The 22,680-nt window shown below is 62.2% G+C and carries 30 protein-coding genes; 9 read left to right on the top strand and 21 right to left on the bottom strand.

Features of this window, described 5'->3' with window-relative positions; genetic code table 11:
* Positions 1–9 precede the first annotated feature (9 nt).
* Both MAFF_RS03375 and MAFF_RS40495 read right to left on the bottom strand, forming a co-directional pair.
* On the bottom strand, positions 10–987 hold the full coding sequence (locus MAFF_RS03375) for a hypothetical protein (protein ID WP_010909486.1): 978 nt from the start codon (positions 985–987) through the stop codon (positions 10–12).
* Positions 962–1,300: a hypothetical protein gene (locus tag MAFF_RS40495; RefSeq protein ID WP_010909485.1), complete on the bottom strand. Its 339-nt coding sequence runs from the start codon at positions 1,298–1,300 to the stop codon at positions 962–964. The genes MAFF_RS03375 and MAFF_RS40495 overlap by 26 nt, the downstream gene beginning before the upstream one ends.
* 560 nt (positions 1,301–1,860) lie before the next feature.
* Between MAFF_RS40495 and dusA the strand changes: the two genes are divergently transcribed.
* Complete coding sequence (dusA, locus tag MAFF_RS03370) at positions 1,861–2,859, top strand: tRNA dihydrouridine(20/20a) synthase DusA (protein WP_010909483.1); 999 nt, start codon at positions 1,861–1,863, stop codon at positions 2,857–2,859.
* 2 nt (positions 2,860–2,861) lie between these two features.
* Here the strand turns inward: dusA and MAFF_RS03365 are convergent, their stop codons facing one another.
* Positions 2,862–3,569 carry a TIGR02281 family clan AA aspartic protease gene (locus tag MAFF_RS03365; RefSeq protein ID WP_010909482.1) on the bottom strand — a complete coding sequence of 236 codons (708 nt, stop codon included), beginning with the start codon at positions 3,567–3,569 and terminating at the stop codon, positions 2,862–2,864.
* Between the two features lie 111 nt (positions 3,570–3,680).
* Entirely contained in the window at positions 3,681–3,911 is a 231-nt protein-coding gene (locus MAFF_RS03360; protein ID WP_010909481.1) for a DUF1289 domain-containing protein, read from the bottom strand.
* Between the two features lie 197 nt (positions 3,912–4,108).
* Between MAFF_RS03360 and MAFF_RS03355 the strand changes: the two genes are divergently transcribed.
* Positions 4,109–5,107 (top strand): nicotinate-nucleotide--dimethylbenzimidazole phosphoribosyltransferase, encoded by a 999-nt coding sequence (locus tag MAFF_RS03355; RefSeq protein ID WP_010909480.1) that lies wholly within the window; start codon positions 4,109–4,111, stop codon positions 5,105–5,107.
* Between the two features lie 32 nt (positions 5,108–5,139).
* Here the strand turns inward: MAFF_RS03355 and MAFF_RS03350 are convergent, their stop codons facing one another.
* Positions 5,140–6,660, bottom strand: a complete 1,521-nt coding sequence (locus MAFF_RS03350; protein ID WP_010909479.1) for an ATP-binding protein — start codon at positions 6,658–6,660, stop codon at positions 5,140–5,142.
* 76 nt (positions 6,661–6,736) lie between these two features.
* On the opposite strand from MAFF_RS03350, the gene MAFF_RS03345 reads away from it, so the two are divergent.
* From MAFF_RS03345 to MAFF_RS03330, 4 genes are all read left to right on the top strand, one after another.
* Positions 6,737–7,360, top strand: coding sequence for a thermonuclease family protein (locus MAFF_RS03345; protein WP_032930292.1), 624 nt, complete (start codon positions 6,737–6,739; stop codon positions 7,358–7,360).
* Positions 7,361–7,394: 34 nt separating this feature from the next.
* Positions 7,395–8,006, top strand: coding sequence for a glutathione S-transferase (locus tag MAFF_RS03340; RefSeq protein ID WP_044547640.1), 612 nt, complete (start codon positions 7,395–7,397; stop codon positions 8,004–8,006).
* The gene (locus tag MAFF_RS03335) at positions 7,946–8,620 is read left to right on the top strand and encodes a uracil-DNA glycosylase family protein (protein ID WP_010909476.1); all 675 of its coding nucleotides are present in this window, start codon (positions 7,946–7,948) and stop codon (positions 8,618–8,620) included. Before MAFF_RS03340 ends, MAFF_RS03335 begins: the two co-directional genes overlap by 61 nt.
* A 107-nt stretch (positions 8,621–8,727) precedes the next feature.
* Positions 8,728–9,219 carry an Lrp/AsnC family transcriptional regulator gene (locus tag MAFF_RS03330; RefSeq protein ID WP_006205209.1) on the top strand — a complete coding sequence of 164 codons (492 nt, stop codon included), beginning with the start codon at positions 8,728–8,730 and terminating at the stop codon, positions 9,217–9,219.
* Between the two features lie 14 nt (positions 9,220–9,233).
* On the opposite strand, the gene MAFF_RS03325 is transcribed toward MAFF_RS03330, so the two are convergent.
* From MAFF_RS03325 to moaA, 13 genes are all read right to left on the bottom strand, one after another.
* Positions 9,234–9,701, bottom strand: a complete 468-nt coding sequence (locus MAFF_RS03325) for a DUF3299 domain-containing protein (protein ID WP_010909475.1) — start codon at positions 9,699–9,701, stop codon at positions 9,234–9,236.
* Between the two features lie 45 nt (positions 9,702–9,746).
* Entirely contained in the window at positions 9,747–10,325 is a 579-nt protein-coding gene (locus tag MAFF_RS03320; RefSeq protein WP_010909474.1) for a GNAT family N-acetyltransferase, read from the bottom strand.
* A complete protein-coding gene (locus tag MAFF_RS03315) occupies positions 10,285–10,989 on the bottom strand; it encodes a DNA alkylation repair protein (RefSeq protein WP_010909473.1) in 705 nt (234 codons plus the stop codon). Before MAFF_RS03315 ends, MAFF_RS03320 begins: the two co-directional genes overlap by 41 nt.
* A gap of 6 nt (positions 10,990–10,995) precedes the next feature.
* On the bottom strand, positions 10,996–11,865 hold the full coding sequence (locus MAFF_RS03310; protein ID WP_010909472.1) for an NAD(P)-dependent oxidoreductase: 870 nt from the start codon (positions 11,863–11,865) through the stop codon (positions 10,996–10,998).
* Between the two features lie 106 nt (positions 11,866–11,971).
* Positions 11,972–12,793 (bottom strand): ABC transporter permease, encoded by an 822-nt coding sequence (locus tag MAFF_RS03305; RefSeq protein ID WP_010909471.1) that lies wholly within the window; start codon positions 12,791–12,793, stop codon positions 11,972–11,974.
* Positions 12,790–13,509: an ABC transporter permease gene (locus MAFF_RS03300; RefSeq protein WP_010909470.1), complete on the bottom strand. Its 720-nt coding sequence runs from the start codon at positions 13,507–13,509 to the stop codon at positions 12,790–12,792. Before MAFF_RS03300 ends, MAFF_RS03305 begins: the two co-directional genes overlap by 4 nt.
* A gap of 78 nt (positions 13,510–13,587) precedes the next feature.
* On the bottom strand, positions 13,588–14,373 hold the full coding sequence (locus MAFF_RS03295) for an ABC transporter substrate-binding protein (protein WP_010909469.1): 786 nt from the start codon (positions 14,371–14,373) through the stop codon (positions 13,588–13,590).
* A gap of 158 nt (positions 14,374–14,531) precedes the next feature.
* On the bottom strand, positions 14,532–15,035 hold the full coding sequence (gene mobB / locus MAFF_RS03290; protein WP_010909468.1) for a molybdopterin-guanine dinucleotide biosynthesis protein B: 504 nt from the start codon (positions 15,033–15,035) through the stop codon (positions 14,532–14,534).
* Positions 15,032–15,658, bottom strand: coding sequence for a molybdenum cofactor guanylyltransferase MobA (gene mobA / locus MAFF_RS03285; protein ID WP_010909467.1), 627 nt, complete (start codon positions 15,656–15,658; stop codon positions 15,032–15,034). The genes mobB and mobA overlap by 4 nt, the downstream gene beginning before the upstream one ends.
* Before the next feature lie 43 nt (positions 15,659–15,701).
* Positions 15,702–16,622 (bottom strand): DMT family transporter, encoded by a 921-nt coding sequence (locus MAFF_RS03280; protein WP_044550445.1) that lies wholly within the window; start codon positions 16,620–16,622, stop codon positions 15,702–15,704.
* A gap of 180 nt (positions 16,623–16,802) precedes the next feature.
* On the bottom strand, positions 16,803–17,162 hold the full coding sequence (locus tag MAFF_RS03275; protein WP_010909465.1) for a hypothetical protein: 360 nt from the start codon (positions 17,160–17,162) through the stop codon (positions 16,803–16,805).
* Positions 17,163–17,282: 120 nt separating this feature from the next.
* Positions 17,283–17,777 carry a hypothetical protein gene (locus MAFF_RS03270; RefSeq protein WP_010909464.1) on the bottom strand — a complete coding sequence of 165 codons (495 nt, stop codon included), beginning with the start codon at positions 17,775–17,777 and terminating at the stop codon, positions 17,283–17,285.
* Positions 17,778–17,833: 56 nt separating this feature from the next.
* Entirely contained in the window at positions 17,834–18,829 is a 996-nt protein-coding gene (moaA, locus tag MAFF_RS03265; protein ID WP_010909463.1) for a GTP 3',8-cyclase MoaA, read from the bottom strand.
* A 197-nt stretch (positions 18,830–19,026) separates the two neighbouring features.
* On the opposite strand from moaA, the gene MAFF_RS03260 reads away from it, so the two are divergent.
* Complete coding sequence (locus MAFF_RS03260; RefSeq protein WP_010909462.1) at positions 19,027–19,380, top strand: gamma-butyrobetaine hydroxylase-like domain-containing protein; 354 nt, start codon at positions 19,027–19,029, stop codon at positions 19,378–19,380.
* Between the two features lie 63 nt (positions 19,381–19,443).
* Entirely contained in the window at positions 19,444–20,055 is a 612-nt protein-coding gene (locus MAFF_RS03255; protein ID WP_010909461.1) for a pyridoxamine 5'-phosphate oxidase family protein, read from the top strand.
* Positions 20,056–20,071: 16 nt separating this feature from the next.
* Here the strand turns inward: MAFF_RS03255 and MAFF_RS03250 are convergent, their stop codons facing one another.
* Positions 20,072–20,524: a MarR family winged helix-turn-helix transcriptional regulator gene (locus MAFF_RS03250; RefSeq protein WP_010909460.1), complete on the bottom strand. Its 453-nt coding sequence runs from the start codon at positions 20,522–20,524 to the stop codon at positions 20,072–20,074.
* Positions 20,525–20,571: 47 nt separating this feature from the next.
* Here MAFF_RS03250 and MAFF_RS03245 point away from each other — a divergent pair, with 47 nt between their 5' ends.
* Entirely contained in the window at positions 20,572–21,483 is a 912-nt protein-coding gene (locus MAFF_RS03245) for an alpha/beta hydrolase (RefSeq protein ID WP_044547628.1), read from the top strand.
* Between the two features lie 69 nt (positions 21,484–21,552).
* Here MAFF_RS03245 and MAFF_RS03240 read toward each other — a convergent pair whose 3' ends face one another.
* Positions 21,553–21,948, bottom strand: coding sequence for a rhodanese-like domain-containing protein (locus MAFF_RS03240; protein ID WP_010909458.1), 396 nt, complete (start codon positions 21,946–21,948; stop codon positions 21,553–21,555).
* A 58-nt stretch (positions 21,949–22,006) separates the two neighbouring features.
* On the bottom strand, positions 22,007–22,621 hold the full coding sequence (locus MAFF_RS03235; RefSeq protein WP_010909457.1) for a TetR/AcrR family transcriptional regulator: 615 nt from the start codon (positions 22,619–22,621) through the stop codon (positions 22,007–22,009).
* Positions 22,622–22,680 lie beyond the last annotated feature (59 nt).

Genomic DNA, 22,680 nt, shown 5'->3' with positions numbered 1-22,680 from the left:
AAGGCCCTTTCAAATCATAGAGGCACCAGGAAAATGGGCGAATTCTATGTGATGCGCACCTCCGGTGCCGTGGTCGTCGAAAGAGAGCGCACCGGTCGAACTGTTATAGATGATATGGTCGCTACCATCATGCGTGCCCATGCCGGCGAAGAGAGCGCCATTTGGCGGAGCGCCCGTGTGAAGCCCCAAAGCGTGGTCGTGATGAATCTTTTGTTGGCTGAAGTCCGTAGCCCGGTCGGCCCTCCCGGCCGTAAGAGCAGTATTGAATGCGAAGGCATCGCTGCCGACATCGGCCAGTGAGGCGAGTCCTCTGCGCCCGGGGCCACCGGCCGACTCTGTCACCCAGTGGTTGGCATTGGGGACATGATGGACGCCGTCGGTTCTGTCGATCAAATCGGCACCGTTGGTGTGATGATGACTACCATCGCTGGGGTTGGCGACAACTGGAGTGCTCGGTGTACTAGCGGTGCCAAGGCTCACATGGGTATCGGGGGTATTGGGAGTGCTAGGAGTGCTAGGAGTGCTGGAGGCGCCAGAGGTGCTCGGGGGAGGGGTGGCAGGGCCGCTTGCGGCGCTGCTGAGATTATGTTGCTGGAACAAGGCCTGCAGCGCCGGCGAGTTGCCAAGCGCGGTGTCGCCCTGTTGAGAACCCCAGGCATAGGCATAGTCGAAGGCGGGCGATGGCGCCACCTTGGCCCAGTGGTCCAGCATGGTCTGCTCCTGGGCGACGCTGGGAAGGACATATTGGCCGCCCGTATCGGTGGTGTAGTTGCCGCCGCCGAACGTCTGATAAACCGGAACGATCTGGCTGAGCGGAACGCCCGAGGCGACCGCCGCCGCCACGGTCCTGTCGATCATGTTGTAGTCGACGGTGCTTGTGCCAGTGCGCACCGGGTAGGGATCCACGCCGTAATAGTCGATATGCGTGTTGGCGGGATTGAAAGTGTTTGAAAAATCGGGATCAGCCGAAGACCCCATGTTCATCATGGTGATGAAGGTCTTGGCGCCGGGCAGGTTGGTCCGCCTTCAGATTGTCGGCTGTGGCATAGGTTCCCCATTTGCCCGTGGGATCGGGCTCGTCGACGAGGAAGAAGCCGAACACATTCGGATTGCCGATGAAGGGCGTGACTTTCTGAATGAAAGACGAGGTCGCGCCATTGGCTTCATCGAGCCAGACCAGACCTTTCGTGCCAGCCGGCAAGGCGTTGAGTTCGTCCACGGATGAAACGTCGACAAGATTGAACCCGGTGGTTGCGACGTCCGTCGCTGATCCGCCTGATGCGTAGTGGAGAGTGGCCATCCAATTTCCTTCGTCTGATTCGATAGCCCCAGTGCCTACCTAGCCGAAAACGTATATTAGCGCACAATCAAATACAGGCACTCTTTGACAGAATCATTGATTGTAGACGGGGGATCGCCACAAGATAGGCGCTATGTGAGAGATGTGCGCCATGGACTGGACCTGGAAACAGGGCAGTAAGGGCAGCAATCGAGGAATTGCATCTATTGGCGAATGCCGTGGGGCACGGTGATGGTCGCGCCGTTCGCGAACTGCGGGGGACTTGCCTACGTCGCACATGTCGTCGATATGAGGGTCGATGAGTTCGCCGAAAGGTTTCAGGCGCGCTATCGGTTTTGGGTCGCCCAACGCCGTGCATCGTCTCGGCGCAGGAAGGTCCCGCTGACGTAGCGACCTTTGCGATGGACTTGGATACGCCAGGAACCGGACGATAGCTTTGTTTAGGTGGCCATTTTTTCGTGTGCGCCCCGTGCGCGCTGAGAGATCGAAACGTGGCGAAAGGGTCGCATTCTGGCGTAAATTCGTGTGCACTTGGCAGGTTCTAACAATTTGAAGAAAAAATGTTGAAATATCAAGACCATAGACTGGCTATTGCACCCATGATGGACTGGACGGACCGGCATTGCCGGTTCTTCCATCGCCAGCTGACGAGCCGTGCACTGCTTTATACCGAGATGGTGGTGGCCGATGCTGTGATCCATGGCGCGCGCGAACGGCTGCTCGGCTTTGATGACGCGGAACATCCGGTCGCGCTACAGCTCGGCGGCTCGGATCCGGCGAAACTTGCCGAGGCGGCGCGCATTGGCGAAGCCTTCGGCTATGACGAGGTCAACCTCAATGTCGGCTGTCCGTCCGATCGCGTCCAATCGGGCACGTTCGGCGCCTGCCTGATGAAAGTGCCTGACCTCGTCGCCGGTTGCGTCACGGCGATGAAGGCGGCGGTGGCAATACCCGTTACCGTCAAGTGCCGCATCGGCGTCGACGAGCAGAATCCGGAGCCGGCGCTTGATGCGCTGGCAGATGGGGTTTTCAACGCCGGCGCCGACGCGCTTTGGGTGCATGCGCGCAAGGCTTGGCTGGAAGGGCTGAGCCCCAAGGAAAACCGCGACATCCCGCCGCTCGACTATAACAGGGTCTATCGGCTGAAAGCCAAAAAACCGAACGAATTCATTGGTATCAACGGTGGCATTCAATCACTTGAAGAGGCGCGGGCGCATCTCGATCATGTCGACGGCGCCATGCTCGGCCGCGCCGCCTACCACACGCCAGGCATTCTGGCCGGCGTTGATGCCGGCTTCTACGGCGCGAAGCCTGAGGCGTTCGATTTCGCCGCGCTGATCGATGCCATGGCGGACTATGCAGCGCGCCACATCGAACAGGGCGGGCGGCTCGGCCATGTCACCCGCCATATGGTCGGGCTGTTCCATGGGCTGCCCGGTGCACGCCGCTACCGTCAGATCCTGTCCACCGACGCAAACCGGCCCGGCGCCGGGCCTGACGTGCTGAAGACGGCGTTCGCCGCCGTCGAATTCAGTGGAGCGGCCGCCGAAGCGGCCTAGGCTCAGTCCCGCAGGATCATGCGGTCGCCGCGCACGTCGAAGCCTGACAAGGAGCCGATGAAATTCATGCCGAGCAGGCTCTGGCTCAGCATGCCGGGTGCCGCGACCATCACCGGCATGTCCTTGCGCACGATGCCGCCGATCGCCACCGCATCGGTCTTGACCGCCGCGGCGCGCGCCATGCCGTTGGCTGTCGAAACCGGTATCGTGTAGTTGAGCGCTGCCGGGTTGAAGCCGGCGGCCTGGGCATCTTCCGACGTCAGCACCGTGCTGGTCGCGCCGGTGTCGACAACAGCCCGGACCGGCTTGCCGTTGACCAGGATGCGCGCTTCGAAATGGCCGTTGTCAGCCTTGTCGAGGGTCACTGTAGCGTGGCCGTCCTCGACGCCAAGCGCCAGCGGGCTGCCGGGAACGAGGCCCGCGGTCACCCGGCTGGCGATGTCCTGCAGTTCGTAGCGATATTGGTAGCCGGCGATCAGCGCCAGCACGATTGCCGCCCAGGCGCCGAAATTGCGGGCCATGTCGCCCAACGGGCGGCCGGAGCGCAGCAAGCCGGCGCCGATCAGGGCACCAAAGGCGCCAAGCCAGATCAGCCGGCCAAAATCGTAATTCTCGACGCCAAGCGTGCTGCCGGCGGAATCATTGAGCACGAGCAGGGCCGCTCCCACGCCGATCACCGCCATCAGAATCCAGAACAGTCGGCTGCTCATCCGTTCCTCGCTAGAGCAATTCCAGGAAAAGCGTGACGGGTTTTCCCATAAGAATTGCGTTAAAACAAAGAGTTGGAGCGGTTCGCCGTTTCCGTGAAACGGTGAACTGCCCTAGAGTGCGTCGCGTTCGCGCGCCATGCGGGTGCGGCGCGTTTCGCGGCGCGGCCGGCGCTCGACCGTTTCCAGTCGGGCCGGCAGTTCGGCCATCACATTGCGGCGCGTTTCGGGCGTCATTCCCATCCAGGCGCCGATTTCCTCGCGGGTGCGGCCGCAACCGAAGCAGAAGCCGGTTTTCATATCGATCGAACAGACCAGGATGCAGGGGGATTCGATGGCCGTCATGACTTTCTCTCGAGGGATCCATGCGGACTCCGCTCTTCCACCGACACATGGTGCAACGGCAAAGCCAATGCAAGCCCTCGCGATCGCGCCTTCCCGGGCCATCTTTGCGGCAATCAAGGCGGATGTTTGGGAGAGGTTGTGCCGATCACGCAACGCAGCTATGCCGCTCACCAAATCCAGGAATGATTGCTCACGACATGACCAGCGCTCTGCCTTTCGACGATTTTCGCAACCTGCTCGACAATATGCCGGCAGCCGATCTCAAAGCCGAAGCGCGCGTGCGCGCGCTGTTTGCCAAGGCCGACAAGCCGGCGCATTCGCTCGGCCGCATCGAGGACATCGCCGCGTGGCTTGCCGCCTGGAGCGGCCGGTCTCCGCCCGCGGTGACACGGCCGTTGATGGCGGTCTTTGCCGGCAATCACGGCGTGACCCGTCATGGCATTTCGCCGCGCCCGGTGGCGGCAACCGCCAACGCGGTCGAGCTTTGCGCGGCAGGCGGTGCGGCGATCAACCAGATCTGCATTGCCTATGATCTGGGATTGAAGGTGTTCGATCTTGCCCTGCATATCCCGACCGGCGACATCGCAGAGGATGCCGCGCTTGACGAGCGCGGATGCGCGGCGACCATGGCCTTCGGCATGGAAGCGATCGCCGGCGGCACCGATCTGCTTTGCCTCGGCGATCTCGGCGTCGGCAATTCCACCGTCGCCGCCGCCCTGTTTGCCGCGCTGTTCGGAGGCAGGGGTGCCGATTGGGTTGGCCCGGGATCCGGCGCCGACGCGGCAATGCAGGCGCGCAAGGCGGATGTGGTCGATGCGGCGCTGGCCTTTCACCACGGCCATCTCGACGACCCGTTGGAAGTGCTGCGCCGGGTCGGCGGCCGCGAGTTCGCCGCGATAGCCGGCGCCATCCTCGCCGCGCGGATGCAGAAGATTCCCGTGCTGCTCGACGGCTTTGCCACAACGGCTGCCGCGGCGGTGCTTTATGCCGCGAATCCTGGGGCCCTGGATCATTGTCTTCTCGCCAGCCTGTCGCCGGAGCCCGCGCATACCAGGGCCGCCGAGCTGCTTGGCTTCCGTCCGCTGCTCGACCTCGGCATAGGCCATGGCGAAGGGGCAGGGGCTGCACTTGGCGCGGGCCTGGTCAAGGCGGCGGCGCTAACCAGTTCAGGCATGGCGGCGGCGGTTCGGATCTAGGTGCAAGGCACATCGGACGCTGACGAGGTCCGTTACCGCCGTCGCGCCGCCACCGCCGCGGTCGGCAACGCCGGCAGTTCTTCCATCACCCGGCTCAGGGGGAAGATGGCAATCGCCTCCGTGCCTTCACGCAGTTTGGAATGAAGTTCGAACTCGCCGCCATGCATTGCAAGCAGGCCTTGCACGATCGGCAGGCCGAGCCCGGTGCCTTGTTCGGCGCTCTTGATGGCGATCGAGCCCTGGCCGAAGGCCGAGAGCACGACCGGGATCTCGTCCTCGGGAATCCCCGGACCATTGTCCTTGACGGAGATGTATTGCCCGCCGCCCGCCGTCCAGCCGACGCGGACGCGGATTTCGCCGCCGGTGGCGGTGAACTTTATGGCATTGGACAGAAGGTTGAGCGTGATCTGGCGCACGGCGCGCTCGTCTGCGAACAGCCGCGGCAATGTCTGTTCGAAATCCTGGACGACGCGGATATCCTTGTTGCGCGCCTTCAACTCCATCATATGGCAGCAATCCTCGACGATGTTGAGCAACATCACCGGCTCTTCGTTGAGCTGGTAGCGACCGGCTTCTATGCGCGACAGATCGAGGATTTCGTTGATCAGGTCGAGCAGGTGCTGGCCGGAATCATGCACGTCATGGGCATAATCGCGATAGGTGGGATTGCTCATAGGCCCCAGCACCTCGTTCGCCATAACCTCGGAAAAGCCGAGAATGGCGTTGAGTGGCGTGCGCAATTCGTGGCTCATCGAAGCGAGGAAACGCGACTTTGCCAGATTGGCGTCCTCGGCCCGCCGCCGCGCCTCGTCCGACATGGATTTCGCTGTCTCCAGCTCGGCGATCAGCGCATCCTTTTCGGAGCGGAACGACAACAGCATCAGCGAGGCGCGGTTGAGCTGACGGGCGACATAGACGAAGAAAGGCAGCGACAGGACAAGCAGCCCGGCCATCATCGCCTCCACCGGCATCCACAGCCTGGTACCGACATAGGCATAGAGCGCCACCGGTACGGCGAAAGTCGCCAGCAGCGCGCCGCTCAGCGATGAGGCCATGAGCGCCGTCCCGGCCATGGCAAGAAGCAGCACCACCGCCTTGACCACCGGAAACTGGTCGACCGCGCAGGCGCCGCAGCCGAGCACGACGAACCAGCCCCAGCCGAGGCCGCAAAGGAAATGGCCTACCAGGAATTCCCGTCGCGTTTGCAAGGGGTTAAGCTCGGACGCTTCCGTGCGCTCGATGCGTCGCGCCATGAAGGCGACGATCGTATAGCAAGTGAGCGTGAACAACGCCCAGAGCCCGATCTCGTTGCCGACGCCGGCGAGCCAGCCGGCAGCGGCGATCGCCAGGACGAGCAACGGGATCACCACGGCGCCGCTTGTCATGGCGCCGGCATGGAGTTTCAACAATTCGCGGTCGAAATCGGGATTGCCGGCCTGCTGCGAAAGACGGTCGCGCGTCTTGCGCACCGCGCGCGCCACATCGCTGTTGCGATGGGGTTTCCTGCGGTCCACAATGAACTTGTCCGCTGTGTTCGAGCGTTGCAAGGGCATCAAAAACTTCAATTTATGCGCGCAGCGATTTCAAGGTGTTAAGCTACGTTCGAATGATTAACCAACCGTTTGCCATATGAGCCGTTCCTGGTCGCCGAGATCGCGCCGGCGGTACGCGGCGCCGCGCCCGAGGAGCCTGTGGCGCAAGGTGCTGGACTATGGGCTGACCATCATCATTCTGGGGCTGCTGATCCTGTTGGCGGCGCGCCTGGATCGGGTGGAGACGCGTCAGACGCAAGGCGCGGCCATCATCAATGACGGCGATTCGATCACGCTCGGCACCGAGCGCATCCGCATGCGCGGCATCGACGCTCCGGAATACACTCAGACCTGCCGCAGGAACGGCGTCGACTATGCCTGCGGCACGCTTGCGCGCCAGTCGCTGGTGCGCCTGATCGCCGGCAGGCCCGTCACCTGCAGCGGCTGGCAGCGGGATCGCTACGGCCGGTTGCTTGGCGACTGCAAGGCCGGCGGCACCGACCTCAACCGCGCTCAGGTCGAAGCGGGATGGGCGGTTGCCTTTGGCGACTTCGAAAGCGAGGAAGCAACCGCCCGCGCCGCAAAGGTCGGTATCTGGGCGGGTACGTTCGATCAGCCGCAGGACTGGCGCGACAGCCATCACGGCGAGGTCGTGGAGCGAAAACACGGCACGCTGGCGTCGATCGGCGACGCCGTGCGGGAGATTTTTCGCTTCTGGTGAGGTGTATCGGCTTGGAAGGAAAGGGAGGATCGATATGAAGCTCTTCGACGGTGGCCGGGCACCCAATCCGCGGCGGGTACGTGTCTTCCTCGCCGAAAAGGGGATCGCGGTTCCGCTGGTGTCCGTCGACATGGGCGCGCTGGAGCACAAAGGCCAAACGGTGAGTTCGCGCAACCCTTTGCAGCGCCTGCCGGTGTTGGAGCTTGACGATGGCACCGTCATCACCGAATCCGTCGCCATCTGCCGCTATTTCGAGGAGTTGCATCCGGAGCCGGCCCTGTTCGGGCGCGGCGCGCTGGGCAAGGCACAGGTCGAGATGTGGCAGAGGCGGATGGAGTTCAAGCTGCTCAGCTGCGTCGCGCAGGCCTTTCGCCATATCCATCCGGCCATGAAGGAATGGGAAATCCCGCAGATCCCCGAATGGGGCGAGGCCAACAAGCCGAAAGCAATCGAATTCCTGAAACTCCTCGACGGCGAGTTGGCGAACCGGGAATTCGCCGCCGGCGACAGCTATTCGATTGCGGATATCACCGGCCTGATCGCGATCGACTTCATGAAGCCGGCGCGCATCAAGGTGCCGGAGGAATGCACCAACGTGCTGCGCTGGCATCAGGCGATCTCCAGCCGGCCGAGTGCGGCCGCTTGAGCGTGGAACTGGACAGCCTCGCGGCAACGGTCAGGGCCTGCCGTATCTGCGTTGAAAATCCCGTCGGCAAGCCGCTGCCGCATGAGCCGAGGCCGGTGCTGCGGCCCTCGTCCAGCGCCCGCATCCTGATTGCCAGCCAGGCGCCGGGAACCAAGGTGCACCTGTCGGGCATGCCGTTCACCGATGCCTCGGGCGACCGCCTGCGCAGTTGGCTCGGCGTGACCAGCGACGAATTCTACGACATCGAGAAATTCGCCATCGTGCCGATGGGCTTCTGCTTTCCCGGCCAGGATGCCAAGGGTGGTGACCTGCCGCCAAGGCGCGAATGCGCGCCAGCCTGGCGTGCGCCTTTGATGGCGCTGATGCCGCGGATCGACCTGGTGCTGACGATTGGCATCTACGCGCAGTCCTGGCATATGGCCGCCGCGCGCCGGCCCTCGCTGACGGAAACGGTGATGGACTGGCGCGCCATCTGGGAGAATTCCGTCGGCGCAAAAGTGCTGCCGCTGCCACATCCATCCTGGCGCAACAGCGGCTGGTTGAAGCAGAATCCGTGGTTTGAAATGGATTTGCTGCCTTTCCTGCGCTCGGAAATCCGCTATCGCCTCGGTTAGACATTCAGCAAGAAATCACTCGCTTTCATGGCGATTGGCAGAATTTCTTTCTTGTGAAAGCCCCGAATAAAGGGGAATATAGCCAAACTATTCCTCAGGAGCCTCTAATGGACCGCCTTGACCGAAAAATTCTCCGCCTTCTACAGGAGGACGCTACACTCGCGGTTGCCGATGTCGCCAAGAAAGTCGGCCTGTCGACCACGCCCTGCTGGCGCCGCATCCAGAAGCTCGAGGAGGAGGGCGTCATCAAGCGGCGCGTCGCTATTCTCGACCATGAGAAGGTCAATGTGCGGGTCACCGTCTTCGTCTCGATTCGCACGAATTCGCACAGCCACGAATGGCTGCGCCGCTTTTCCGAGGTCATCCAGGAGTTTCCCGAGGTGGTCGAGTTCTACCGCATGAGCGGCGACGTCGACTATCTCTTGCGCGTCGTGGTGCCTGATATCGCCGCCTACGACGCCTTCTATAAGCGGCTGATCGCCAAGATCGAAATCCGTGACGTGTCGTCGTCCTTCGCCATGGAGCAAATCAAGTATACGACCGAAATCCCGCTCGACTACATGGTGCTGGACAAGGAATCCGGCGCCAACGCCGCCTGAGCGGGCGGCGCCGCTCAGTTCTTCTTCTTGTTGAGGAAACTCCAGGGCGAGTTCACCGGCAGGGTGACAGTGTCCGGCACGGTGTCGACGCCGATCACATCCGCTTTGCGCACGCTATAACCGGACTGGATGACGCTGACGCCATCCAGAATGAACAGCTGGCTCTTTTCGATGTCCGGCTTCAGGGCGCCGGTGACGGCGACCGACTGGTAGGCTTGCGACATCTTGTAGGGATGGGCTGGCGTGACCAGCACGATCTGATTGGGCGGCGGCGTCGGCATGTGGCTGCATGCGCCCGTCCATGGCACCAGCAGGAACTGATAGACGAGATCGCCGTCGCGATCGACCGGCAATGCATAGCCGGCTAACTGGGTCGCCGGGCGCAAATCCTTCCAGAAGATGTGCATGGTCTCGGCCGAGGCGCCGGCAGCGCAGAGAGACAGCGCGGCCGCGAGCCCTGTGATTGACGTGAAATGGTTCATGGCCGCTCCCTTTGGAGGCGAGTAAAGACGCCATGCCAAATGACGTCAATGCTCGAGCCGCATCACATGTCGGCGAGAACCGGCCATGCCGACCTCACGGAAGCCGCGCGACGCGAACATATCGCGAAAGCCCATGAAACGGTAACTCGGCGACGCCTCGGCCACGGGATAGGCCTCGATGATGCGCGCGCCCTTGGCGAAGGCATGATCGATGGCTGCATCGAGCAAGGCCGAGGCAAGGCCGCCGCCGCGCAGAGCCCTCGGCACATAGAAGCAGACGATCGACCATACGCCGGTCTCGCTGTCATCCTGCCGCTTTGAAAGCCTGCGATAGGTGTCGCGCGGAGCGACCGAACACCAGGCAATGCTCTTGCCGTCGATCTCAGCGACGATGCCGACCGGGGCTCCGGCATCGATGCGCGCCATCATCTGGCGCTTCTTTTCATCGTTCTGGATGTGCTCGCGGCCAGAGTGCCGCCAGGCCATGCACCAGCAGTATTTTGGCGCACCCGGCTGCTCGAACAGGGTCTCAAAGCTGCCGCGTGTTGCCGGCGTCACCTCGATGAAGCGGATGTTGGCGAGGTCAAATTTTTCTGCTGGCGAGGCGTTCGAGCGTTTTGGCATCCGACAATTCCTTCACAGCATCCTTGCCGATCCAGCGCGCGGTTTTGTCTGGGGAGTCGGCAAGCTTCTGCGCCAGCGCCAGGGCAGGGGTGTGCAGGCTCATCGATCGCTTGCCGATCTGCCGCAGCGCCCAGTTGACTGCTTTCCTGACGAAGTTGCGCTCATCGCCGGCGTGGACTTCGATCAATGGTAGATAGGACAGGAACGTCGCGTCCGGCTCCTTTTTCAAATGCACGGCCGCCCATGCCAGCATGGCAAAGGCCGTGCGGCGGACGAATTCGCGCTCGTCGCCCGCAAACTCCTCAATCAGCGCACGCCAGAACGGCGTGTCGACGAACAGGTCGGAGACGGTATCGACGACTTCCCAGGAATTGAAATCGCCGGCCCAGCGGCGGCATTCCTCGATGGTGATCCTCTTCGATTCGCCAGTGAAAGCCGCAACGAGCCGTGCTTCGCGAATGCCGCTGGCCCACAGCGCCAGGGATCGTTCGTGATTGCGCTTCAGCTTGCGCGCCAAGGGCCGCAAATCCGTATTGCCGACACCAAGCGCGGTCGCGATGTTGATGCCGAACCGCGCCATGCCGGCGCGGTTTTCGTCGGTGCCGATTGAGCGCAGATGTGCGATGATGTCGTGCGCCGTCCAGTCTGGGGCGGGCAGGGACATGGCCCCCTACTTCTCCAGGCGCGCGAGCAGCGAGGACGTGTCCCAGCGCTTGCCGCCCATGGCCTGCACATCCTTGTAGAACTGGTCGACAAGCGCGGTCACCGGCAGCTTGGCGCCGTTGCGGTCGGCCTCCGCCAGGCAGATGCCAAGATCCTTGCGCATCCAGTCGACGGCAAAGCCGAAATCATATTTGCCGGCATTCATCGTCTTGTGGCGGTTTTCCATCTGCCAGGAACCGGCGGCACCCTTGGAAATCACCTCGATCACCTTCTCGATGTCGAGCCCGGCCTTTTTGCCGAAATGGATGCCTTCCGACAGGCCCTGCACCAGCCCGGCGATGCAGATCTGGTTGATCATCTTGGTGAGCTGGCCAGCGCCCGCCGACCCCATCAGCCCGACCATGCGGGCATAGGCATCGATAACGGGCCTCGCTCTGTCGTAGGCAGCCTGATCGCCGCCGACCATGACGGTCAGCACGCCGTTCTCCGCGCCGGCCTGGCCACCGGAGACCGGCGCGTCGAGAAACGAAAATCCACCTGCCTCCGCTGCTGCCGCCAGTTCGCGCGCGACTTCCGCCGAGGCAGTGGTGTTGTCGATGAAGACCGAACCTTTCTTCATCGATTTGAAGGCGCCTTCGGGACCAGTCGTCACCGAGCGCAGATCGTCGTCATTGCCGACGCAGGAAAAGACGAAATCCTTGTCCTTAGCTGCGTCTGCCGGCGTCACCGCAAGGCTGCCGCCATGCTGGTCGACCCATTGCTCGGCCTTGGTCTTGGTGCGGTTGTAGACGGTGACGTCGTGATCACCCTTGTTCCTGAGGTGCGCGGCCATGGGGTAGCCCATCACGCCAAGACCGAGAAATGCCACAGATGCCATGAGCTTGCCCTTCAGACGGAAACGAAATTGCTGGGAAAGCTCTAGGCCCTGCGCTTAATTCGTCAAGACGCGCGTGGTGCGATCGACTGGCACAGCCGAAAACGGGTCAACGCTTCAGGTGAATGGTGATCCGGCGCTCGATCCATTCGATCGCATGGCGCAACAACTCGACCATCACCAGGTACACCAGGGCGACCCAGATATAGGCCTGGATATCGAAGGAATTGGCAAAGGCGAGTTTCGCATTGCCCATCAGGTCGTAGACGGTGATGATGGCGACGATGGCGGACGCCTTGACCATCAGGATCAGCTCATTGCCGTAGGGCCGCAAGGCGACGATCAGAGCTTGCGGCAGGATGATCTTGCGCAGCGTCTGCAATTTGTGCAGGCCGAGGGATGCAGCGCCTTCCCATTGGCCCCTGTGCACGCTTTCGATGGCGCCGCGCAGGATTTCGGCCTGGTAGGCGGCGGTGTTGAGCGCAAAGGCGAAGACGCCGCAGTTGAAGGCGTCCTTGAAGAAATCCCAAAGCCCGATCATCTGGAGTTCCGGCCTGAACGACCCCAGCCCGTAATAGATCAGGAACGTCTGAACCAGCAGCGGCGTGCCTCGAAAGAAATAGACGTAACAGTAAGCAAGGCCGGACAGGATCCGGTTTCTGGACATGCGCCCGTAAGCAACGGGCATCGACAGGACGGCGCCAAGCACCATTGAAATGGCGACCAGCGACAAGGTAACGCCCAGTCCGCTCAGATAGGCCGGCGCATATTTGGCGAAGAAGACCGGGTTCCAGGCAAAGACAAGATAGCCGACGATGCCAAGGCCAAAGGCGATCCATAGGCAGACCAGCGCGTAGCCGACGATGCGCGGTCGCGGCCAGCCGCGGGTCCGCGGTGGCGGCCGTTCGACCATGGCGGCGGTGGCGCTCATCGTTGTGCCTCCCGTTTGCCAAGCGAGCGCAAAATGGCACCGGTGGCGAAGGATGACACGACGGCCAGACCGAGAAAGACCAGAGCCGCAATGCTGTAAAACAGGAACGAATGTTTGGTGACGCGAGCCGCCACGCCGGCATTGCGCAGTGTCTCGGCAAGACCGACGACCGAAACCAGCGACGTGTCCTTGAGCAGGCTGAGCCAGCAGTTCTCGAGGCCGGGGAAGGCAATGCGCAACAGCTGCGGCAGGATCACCAGGCGCATGGTCTGCCATTTGGACAGACCAATGGAATAGCCACCCTCATACTGCCCCTTCGGGATGGCGCGGAAGGCCGAGAGGAAAACCTCGCTGGCATAGGACGAGAAGATCAGCGAGAGCACGATCATGCCGGCGACGAAGCTGTTGACGTCGATGGTCGCCTCGGGGCGGAAATACCGGATGAGATGCTGCAGCAGGATCGGCATGCCGAAGAAGAACAGGAAAAGCGTCACCAGTTCCGGCAGGCCGCGAAAGACCGTGGTGTAGATATTGGCGGCGAGGCGCAGCGACGGCTCCTCGGACTGCTTGCCGAGCGCAATGAAAAAGCCAATCGTCAACCCAATGGGGAGCGTCGCCAGCGCGAGCAGAACCGTTACAATGACGCCATAGGCAATGTCGTCACTCCAGCCGTCAGGTCCCCAACTGAGAAGTGTCCATATGCTTTGGGCTGGCATTGACGGGTCTTATCTCCACGGCGTTCCAAGATGAATAGAAAGACGGCGGGGAATTTCCCCGCCGTCTTGATCCGTCTATCAGGACTCGGCGCCGAAGACGTCGAACTTGAAGTACTTGTCGTTGATTTCCTTGTATTTTCCATTGGCGCGGATGGCGTCGATGGCCTCATTGAGCTTGTTGACCAGATCGGTCTCGCCCTTGCGCACGGCTATGCCGGCGCCCGGCCCGAAGATCTCGACCGGTTGCGGCGAGGGCTGGCCGAGAATCTTGCAGCAGGCGCCATCAGGCGAGTCCAGCCACTGCTGGAGCACGACGATATCGTCCTCGATGGCGTCCAGACGACCATTGGCCAGATCTGCCTGCTCCTCGGGGCTGCTCGGATAGCCCTTCACGGTGCTGTCGGTGTAGGTCTTCGAGGCATAGTTGAAATGGGTGGTCGTCGTGGCGACGCCGATGGTCTTGCCGGCGAGATCTGCCTTGGTCACGCCCTTCAGCGTGCTGTCTTTCGGCACTGCGAGAGCCGAGGGTGTGTTGTAGTATTTGTGGGTGAAGTCGACCTTCTCCTTGCGCTCAGGCGTGATCGACATCGAAGCGACGATGGCGTCGAACTTGCCGGCCTGAAGTGCCGGGATGATGCCGTCCCAATCCTGGGCGACGAAGGTGCACTTCACCTTCATCTGATCGCAAAGCGCCTGGGCGATGTCGATATCGAAGCCGACGAGCTTGCCGTCGGAGGTGAGGTTGTTGAACGGGGGATAGGCGCCTTCGGTGCCGATCCGCAGGGTCTTTTCCTGGGCCTGGGCGACGCCGAGCGTCAGCAGCGCAGCCGATGCGGCGAGCGCGATACGCAGTGCAATACGCATGATAGTCCTCTCTTTATGGTCCCGACCGTCGTTCCGAAACGGCTCTATGGGGCGGTGCTTTTGACCGCCCGCTGAGGCGATACTCCCATTCTTTCCAAGAAAAAAGCAACTGCAAAACCACCGAAATCGGCAATGGGCTTCTGCCGTCACGTTACATCTCAAGCAACGAGGCCGGTGGTACGCTCGATGAAGTCGACTATCGATTTTACGTCGTCGAGATCGAATGCCGGCAGGCTCTTGTCCGTGACGGCGAAATCGGCGGCGATGGCGACAATGTTGGGATCGCCCGCCGAAAGCGGCGTCCGGTCCTTCGCCTCCAGGCGCCGTGTTTCGATCTTGCGGTGGGATTCGCGCTTGTAGCCTTCGACCAGCACGATGTCGCATGGGGCGAGTCGCGAGAGGATGCTTTCCAGCGGCGGCTCATCCTCGCCGCGCAATTCGTGCATCAGCGCCCAGCGGTTGCCGGAGACGATCGCAACCTCGGTGGCGCCAGCCTGCCGATGGCGGAAGCTGTCGGCGCCCGGCTTGTCGATGTCGAAATCATGATGGGCATGTTTGACCGTCGAGACCTTCCAGCCGCGCCGCACAAGCTCGGCGACCAGCTTTTCGGTGAGGGTGGTCTTGCCGGAGTTTTTCCAGCCGGTGATGCCGAAGATGTTCATGATGTCATGCTCTGCAACAGGCGCGCGGCCTGGGCAAGGTCATCAGGCACATTGATGTTGAAGAAAGGATCGAGCCCAGCGGATTGCACGAACCGGAATTCCACCTCCACGTGACCATGGCGCTCGATGAAGTCCGAAACGCGCCTGTTGTCCTCATCGACCAGGAAATGCCGCAAAGCATCGCGGCATTCGGTCGGCCACAGCGCAAAGGTCGGGTGCCGCCTACCGGCCGAGGAGGCGACGGCAATGGAACCGGGATGGTCGCGGGCTGCCGCCGCCAGGCGATCGACGAGATCAAGCGGCAGGAACGGCGTGTCGCCTGCGGCGGTTACGACGGCCTTGCAAGGCGTGCCGGCAATGGCCCATTCGAGGCCCGTTAGGATTCCGGCAAGCGGCCCGGCAAAGCCTTCGACGGTGTCGGCAAGCACGGGCAGTCCGAAACGGGAAAAGCGTTCGGGATCGCCATTGGCGCTCAGCGCCAGGATTTCGATCTGCGGGCCAAAGCGCGACAGGATTTGGTCAAGCACGCTGCCGCTGCCGAGCGGCAACAGGCTCTTGTCGCCGCCTCCCATCCGCCTTGACTGGCCACCGGCCAGGACGATCCCTGCAATATCTCGCCTCATGCATCGAGCCTGTACGCCAGCCGCCGGAAATCACAAGAGCCGGCTAGATTCCATCCGGCGCCATGGCCGGCCCGGTCGTTTCGGCGACGATCCTTCGCCGGCCGACCACACGCTCGCGGTAGAGTGCATAAAGACCCGAGCCGACGACGATCGTCGCGCCGACAACCATCGGCATGTCAGGTATGTCGCCGAAGACGATCAAGCCAAGCAGGATGGACCAGAGGAGCGCGGTGTAGCGGAACGGCGCGATGAAGGAGATCTCGCCCGAGCGCATTGCCATGATGATGAACTGATAACCGATCAGCACGAGCACCGCAGCCAAAGCCAGCAGCGCCGTGCTTTTGCCGGTCATGGGCGTCCAGCCGCCCATCGGCACCAACAGCACCGCGCCAACGACGGTCATCGCCAGTGCGGTCGCGGTCGAGACCAGCATGGTCGGTGTGGTTTGGGGAATGCGCCTGGTGGCGAGATCACGCACGGTGCAGCAGGCGACGCTGGCCAGCGCCCAAAGGGAATATATAGTGAAGCCGTCGAATCCCGGCCGCACGATGACCATCACGCCGGCAAAACCGGCGGCGATCGCCAGCCAGCGCCGCCAGCCGACCGCTTCGCCGAAAAACAGTGCTGCCCCCATCGTCACTGCCAGCGGCAGCGCCTGAAGAACGGCTGACACACTGCCGATCGGCAAATGGGCAAGCGCCACGAGGAATGACACGGTGGCGCCTGCTTCGCCCAGGACACGCATCGCCACCAGCGGCTGCAGCATCAGGCCCGGCCGCAAAAGCGCGCCGCGTTGCCAGGCCAGGAGGCCGACGAAGAGCGAGGCAAAGGCTCCTCTAATCAGCATGACCTGCGCCATGTTCATCGATTGGGAAGAGTATTTGGTGATGGCGTCATTGAGCGTGAAGCCAACCATCGCCACCATCATGAACAACGCGCCGCGAAGATTTGGGGAAAGAGGCAAGGCATCCACCGGTTGCTTGGGCAGCAAGCCTGTAACAGCCCGCCAAGAAACAGCAATGGCAAAGGGCTGGGCCAGGACCGGGGCATTCGTCATCGCCGATGTGAAATCATGTCCTGGATTCGGCGCGAATCTGGTCGGGAGGCGGCTTCGCCTCCCGGAACCTGCGTAGGCTGCCGATGTCTATTTCTTCGGCGTCAGCACTTCGGTGCCGTTGCCTTCCTTGCCGGCGATGGTCCACAGGCCATGCAGCGACCCGTCATCCTCGACCTTGTAGACGACGAGGCCGATGTCCTTGCCCATGACATAGCCGGCGGAGAACGCGTCGTCGTTGCGCATGCAGATGCCGTCGGACGAAGAACCGCCGGTCTCCCAGTGGATCGCGCAGGTCGTCCCGCTGGTCAGCGTGATGGTGGCTTCGCCATCATATTTCGAACCGTCGAAATTGGTGCCGGCGACGGTGTAGGTGCCGCCGATCGACTGCGCCGCCGCGGGCAGGGCCGTGAGGCCAAGCAATGCGAGAGAAAGAACGAGTTTGCGCATGGTGTATTCCCCCTATCAGCGAAGAGCCGCTTCTGGCGAAAGGCTAGGCCGGAACAGGCTGGCGGTAAATCCGGCGGCGGTTTGCAAGCAAGACTTTTTCTGGGGTGTGATCGGAAACACTCACTGCCCCTTGAGGCTTGCGGCAATGGCGCCGACGAGCGGATCGTATTTCGCCTTCAAGGCCGGCGGATAATCGATCCAGACGGTGCGGATGACGCCATCCCTGCCGAACAGGCGCCGCTCGTAAAAGATATTGCCATCCTTCATGCCCGACAACACCGCCCAGTTCTTGCCGGTCTTGCTGTAGGTAACGGTGTAGCCAGGTTCCTTGCTTGCCTTTTCATCGGCGACAAAGCTTTTCGGCGTGTCGTCATCGACGTTGAGGATGCCGGAGCAGGTCAGGCTGGCGCCGTCCGCGCTCAGCCAGACCTGTCCGTCGCCATTTTCCGGCTCAGGCTGACGATCGGTGAATATCTCGTCGGGAAAAGTGCAGACGGTGCCGAAGCGCGCGTTCACATAGGTGAAGGGCTTGGCGTTTGCAGTTGTTGTGACTGGCGTCGCCAAGGACAGAACTGTGGTCAGCGCCGACAAGCCGATACGATAAAGACGCAGCACGATGCCCCCTTGGCCCTTGTGACCAAAGATAATCTTGCACCAAATCGGAGAAAAAATCAGCCGCCGGTGACGCTCATATGCCGGGAAACCGAGGGACGGCTGGTGCGGCGGTCGATGATGAAATCATGGCCTTTCGGCTTGCGGCCGATGGCCTCGTCGATGGCGTCGGCGACAAGTTCGTTGCCTTCGGATGCACGCAACGGCGCGCGCAGGTCGGCCGCGTCTTCCTGGCCAAGGCACATATAGAGCGTACCGGTGCAGGTCAGCCGGACGCGGTTGCAGCTTTCGCAGAAATTATGCGTCATCGGTGTGATGAAACCGAGCTTTCCGCCGGTCTCGGCGACGTGGACGTATCGGGCAGGGCCACCGGTCTTGAAGGGAATGTCGGTCAGCGTGAACTGACGCTCCAGCGAGGCGCGCAGCAGCGACAGCGGCAGATACTGGTCGGTGCGATCGGCGTCGATCTCGCCCATCGGCATGGTTTCGATGACGGTGAGATCCATGCCGCGGCCATGCGCCCAGCGCATCATGTCGGGCAGTTCGGCGTCGTTGAAATCCTTCAACGCCACCGCGTTGAGCTTGACCTTCAGCCCGGCCGCCTGAGCGGCATCGATGCCTTGCATGACCTTGTCGAGATGGCCCCAGCGGGTGATCTGGTGGAACTTGTCGGCATCGAGCGTGTCGAGCGAGACGTTGATGCGCTTGACGCCGCAATCGGCGAGCTCGGCGGCGAAGCGCGACAGCTGCGAGCCGTTGGTGGTCAGCGTCAGTTCTTCCAGCGCGCCGCTGTCGAGGTGGCGCGAGAGCTGGCGCACCAGATGCATGATGTTTTTGCGCACCAGTGGCTCGCCGCCGGTGAGCCGCAGCCGTCTGACGCCCTTCTCGATGAAGACGCTGCAGAGCCGGTCCAGCTCTTCCAGCGACAACAGGTCCTTCTTCGGCAGGAAGGCCATGTCTTCGGCCATGCAATAGGTGCAGCGAAAATCGCAGCGGTCGGTGACCGACACTCTGAGATAGCTGATCGTGCGACCGAAGGGGTCGATCATGTTCATGTTCGAGCGTTTCCGTGGCCGTTACCGGGCGCCGTTATATACAGCTATGTGATACGATCCAGCCCGCCATTCAAGATACCGCTTCTCGATCTTTGGTAACATCCCGGAGCCGACACGGTATGTCGGTTGTTCCATCAGGACTTTTCCCCTGTCGCGAAGCGGCGTAGGGAAGGGCAATCGATACGGGATCAAACAGCATGACCGCGCCAAAAGAACTCCGGGTCTCCAAGGACCGCAAGCTGCTGTCGGTCACCTTTCCCAATCACCAGCCATTCGAATTGCCTGCTGAGCTTTTGCGCGTTGCCTCGCCATCGGCCGAGGTGCAGGGTCATTCGCCCGACCAGCGTGTGACGGTTCCCGGCAAGCGCAATGTGGCCATTCTGAAGATCGAGCCGGTCGGCAACTATGCGGTGCGCATCACCTTCGATGATTTCCACGACACCGGCATTTTCACCTGGAACTACCTGCATACGCTCGGCCATGAGAAGGATGAGCGCTGGAATGCCTATCTGGCGGAGCTTGCGGAAAAGGGCTTGAGCCGCGATCGCTAATCTGGCGTCGTAAGGGCGTCACACATCTGGAGTAGCGCCGGCAAAGGTTCGGAGACAAAAACGATGCCGGTTATCACCACGGTCGAACAACTCGAGGCGCTCTACGGCGTTCCAGGCGAAGCCTCGCTGGTCAAGGAACTCGACCACGTCATTCCCGAATATGCCGCCTTCATCGCGGCTTCGCCCTTTGTAGCGCTTGCCACCAGCGGTCCGGAGGGACTGGATTGTTCGCCGCGCGGCGATCTCGCCGGATTCGTGCGCATTGTTGACCCCAAGACAGTGATGATGCCGGACCGGCGGGGCAACAATCGCGCCGATTCGCTGCGCAACATCATCCGGGATCCGCGTCTCGGGCTGCTGTTCCTGGTGCCGGGCTCCGGCACGACGCTGCGCATCAACGGCCGCGCGCATATCACCACGGACGCCGAACTTTGCGCATCCTTCATGGTGGACGGCAAGGCGGCGCGCTCGGTGACCGTCATCGACGTCGATTCGGTCTATTTCCAGTGTGCCCGCGCCATCGTTCGGTCGGAGCTTTGGAATCCGGCAAAACATGTCGATCCGAAATCGCTGCCGACGCCCGGAAAAATCCTGGAAATCACCAGCCGCAAGAACATCGACGGCGAAACCTACGACAGGGAATGGCCGGAGCGGGCGAAGAAGACCATGTGGTGAGTGACTGAAAGGGCCGTCAGGCCTCCTTCAGCACCTCGTAGATCTTGCGCATCTGTTCGCCGATCATGTCGCACTGCTCCGGCGTCGACTGGCTCATCGCTTTTTCGATCAACGCCATGTGCACTTTCAGCGCCTGCATCAGCAGCGCCTCGCCGGCCTCTGTGAGGGCAAGCCGCAAGATGCGCTTGTCCTTCTCGTCGCCTTCGCGGCGCAGCAGGCCGCGCGTCTCCAGCTGGGGCAACAGCATGGTGATGTTGGAGCGGCCGACGAGCAGCTTGCGGGCAAGGTCGTGCTGCGACATGCCGGGATGGCGGTAGAGGTTCATCAGCACGTCGAGCTGCGCCGGCTTCAGGTCCAGCGGCGCGAGTTTCACCGCCAGCGTGCGCTCCAGCACATGACTGGCGCGCGCCACCGCGACCCAGTTGCGAAAACGCGGGTTGTCCCAGGGTAGCTCTTGTTTATTGTTCATCTTTGAACTATTATGTTCATGCTTGAACGTATGGATGGATTCTCACTATGGCATCAATCGGGCTGAAGGTCATCCGGAGCGTATTTGGTGCGGCCGAACATATTGCGCCACGCATCACCGGGCGCGCGGCTTTCGAACTGTTCTGCCGCACGCCGAGCGCCAGGGCGCTGACCGACGGCGAGCGCCGCGCCATCGGCCGGGCCGCGGAGTTCATGACCGAGGCGCGCCATCATCGGCTGAAGACGGCAACCGGCTGCGTCATGGTGCACGAATTCCGGCCGGAGCCGGGCAGGGCGGCGCTCGGCACCGTGCTTGTCGTTCATGGCTGGCGTTCGCGTACCGAATATATGCGCGCCTTGATCGAGGGCTACCGCGCGGCCGGCTACAGGGTCGTTTCCCTGGACCTGCCGGGGCATGGCCATTCGCAGGGCCGACACCTGAACATGGCGAATGCGGTCGACGCAGTGCGGGTCGCCGGCGAATGGTTCGGCCCGTTCGTCGCGGCGGTGGGGCATTCCTTCGGTGGCGCCGTCGCCGCCAATGCGATCGCCGGTTCCATCAAGAACATTCCGCCGCTGGCGGCCGGACGTCTCGTGCTGATCGCAGCACCGAGCTCCTTGCCGGTGATCTTCGCCGACTTCAGCCGCATGCTCAATGTCGGGCCGCGCTCGCAGGTGGCGATGGCGGACTGCGTCCAGCACCTGTCCGGCCGGCCGCTGCATGAATTCACTGGCGACCGCCAGCTTGCCCAGGCGCCCGTGCCGACGCTGGTCATCCACGCGCAGGACGATCGCGAGGTGCCGGCCGAGCATGCAAAGCGCTATGCCGGCGCCGGCGGTCATGTGCGGCTGCATTGGGCCGACGGTCTCGGCCACCGCCGCATTCTTGCGGACAAGGGCGTGGTCGAACGCGCAGTCGCCTTCGTCGCGGAACACCGCGAGCCGTCGCGGCTGCATTGAGCCGCTGTCCTCGTGCTAAGCATGCCGTTGTCTCAAAACCGCGACCACTTTTGAGCGACATGCATTGGGTTATTTCTTCTTCTCGCCGGGCTCGACAGGCAGTCCTGCCGCCTTCCAGGCGGTATAGCCGCCAAGGATGTGCTTGACGGGCACAAGGCCCATGTCCTGCGCCGTCTTGGTGGCGAGCGCCGAACGCCAGCCGCCGGCACAGAAGAACACGAAGCTCTTTCCCGAGGCGAAGAATGGCTTGTGATAGGGGCTTTCCGGATCGATCCAGAATTCCAGCATGCCGCGTGTGACATGTTTGGCGCCGGGGATCCCGCCGTCGCGTTCGACCTCGCGCGGGTCGCGCAGGTCGACGAAGATGGTGCCTTCGTCCTCGAGCAATCCTGCCGCTTCTTCAGGCGAAACCACTTCGATCTCGGCGTTGGCCTCGTCCAGCAGTTCGCGATAACCCTTTTTCACAGCTTGTTCCTCCCGACCGCGCGTTTGGCTGGATTTCCACCATAATGGCCAGCGTTTGTCACGCTCTGTCGGGGCCTGCGAGTACCTGCCAGGCAGCCATCGCGCCAGCGACGGTCGCCATCAGCGCGAGGCACGACGCGCCGTCACGCGCCTGGATGGACATGCCGTGCTGGACCGTGGCGTAGAAGGTCGCCACGGCATCGCAGTCGAAGTCGGCAGGCAATTCGCCCTCGGCCACACCGCGCTCCAGGCGCTTGCGCAGGGTGGTAAGATTTTCGGCGCGGCGGCGGCGCAAATCCGTGCAGATGGCACCGCTGCTTGAGTCCTCATGCAGGGCGCCCAGCGCAATCAAGCAGCCCTGCGGCCGATCGGTCTGCGAATAGGCCTTGGCTGTGCGCCGCAGAAAATTCTCGATCGCCTGGCATGCCGTCGGCGCCTCGTCCAAGGCGGCCCATATCTCGGTTCCTTCGGCTTGCGTGTAATATTCGGTCGCTTCGAGGAACAGCGCCTCCTTGCTGCCGAAGGCGGCATAGAGGCTGGGCGAATTGATACCCATCGCCGTCGTCAACTCGGCGATCGACGTACCCCCATAGCCCTTGGCCCAAAACAGCTCCATCGCGCGCCGCAGGGCGGCGGTTCGGTCGAAGGTACGGGGACGTCCTCTGTCCGACATGTTCTTCTTTTCTGTGTTGATCGATACATAAATGAGTTGACGCGGTCGAGCAAGGCTGC

The sequence above is a fragment of the Mesorhizobium japonicum MAFF 303099 genome, from assembly GCF_000009625.1.
Lineage (GTDB): Bacteria > Pseudomonadota > Alphaproteobacteria > Rhizobiales > Rhizobiaceae > Mesorhizobium > Mesorhizobium japonicum.
The sequence above is the reverse complement of the archived record's forward strand: the minus strand, read 5'-3'. Positions and strand labels throughout refer to the sequence as shown.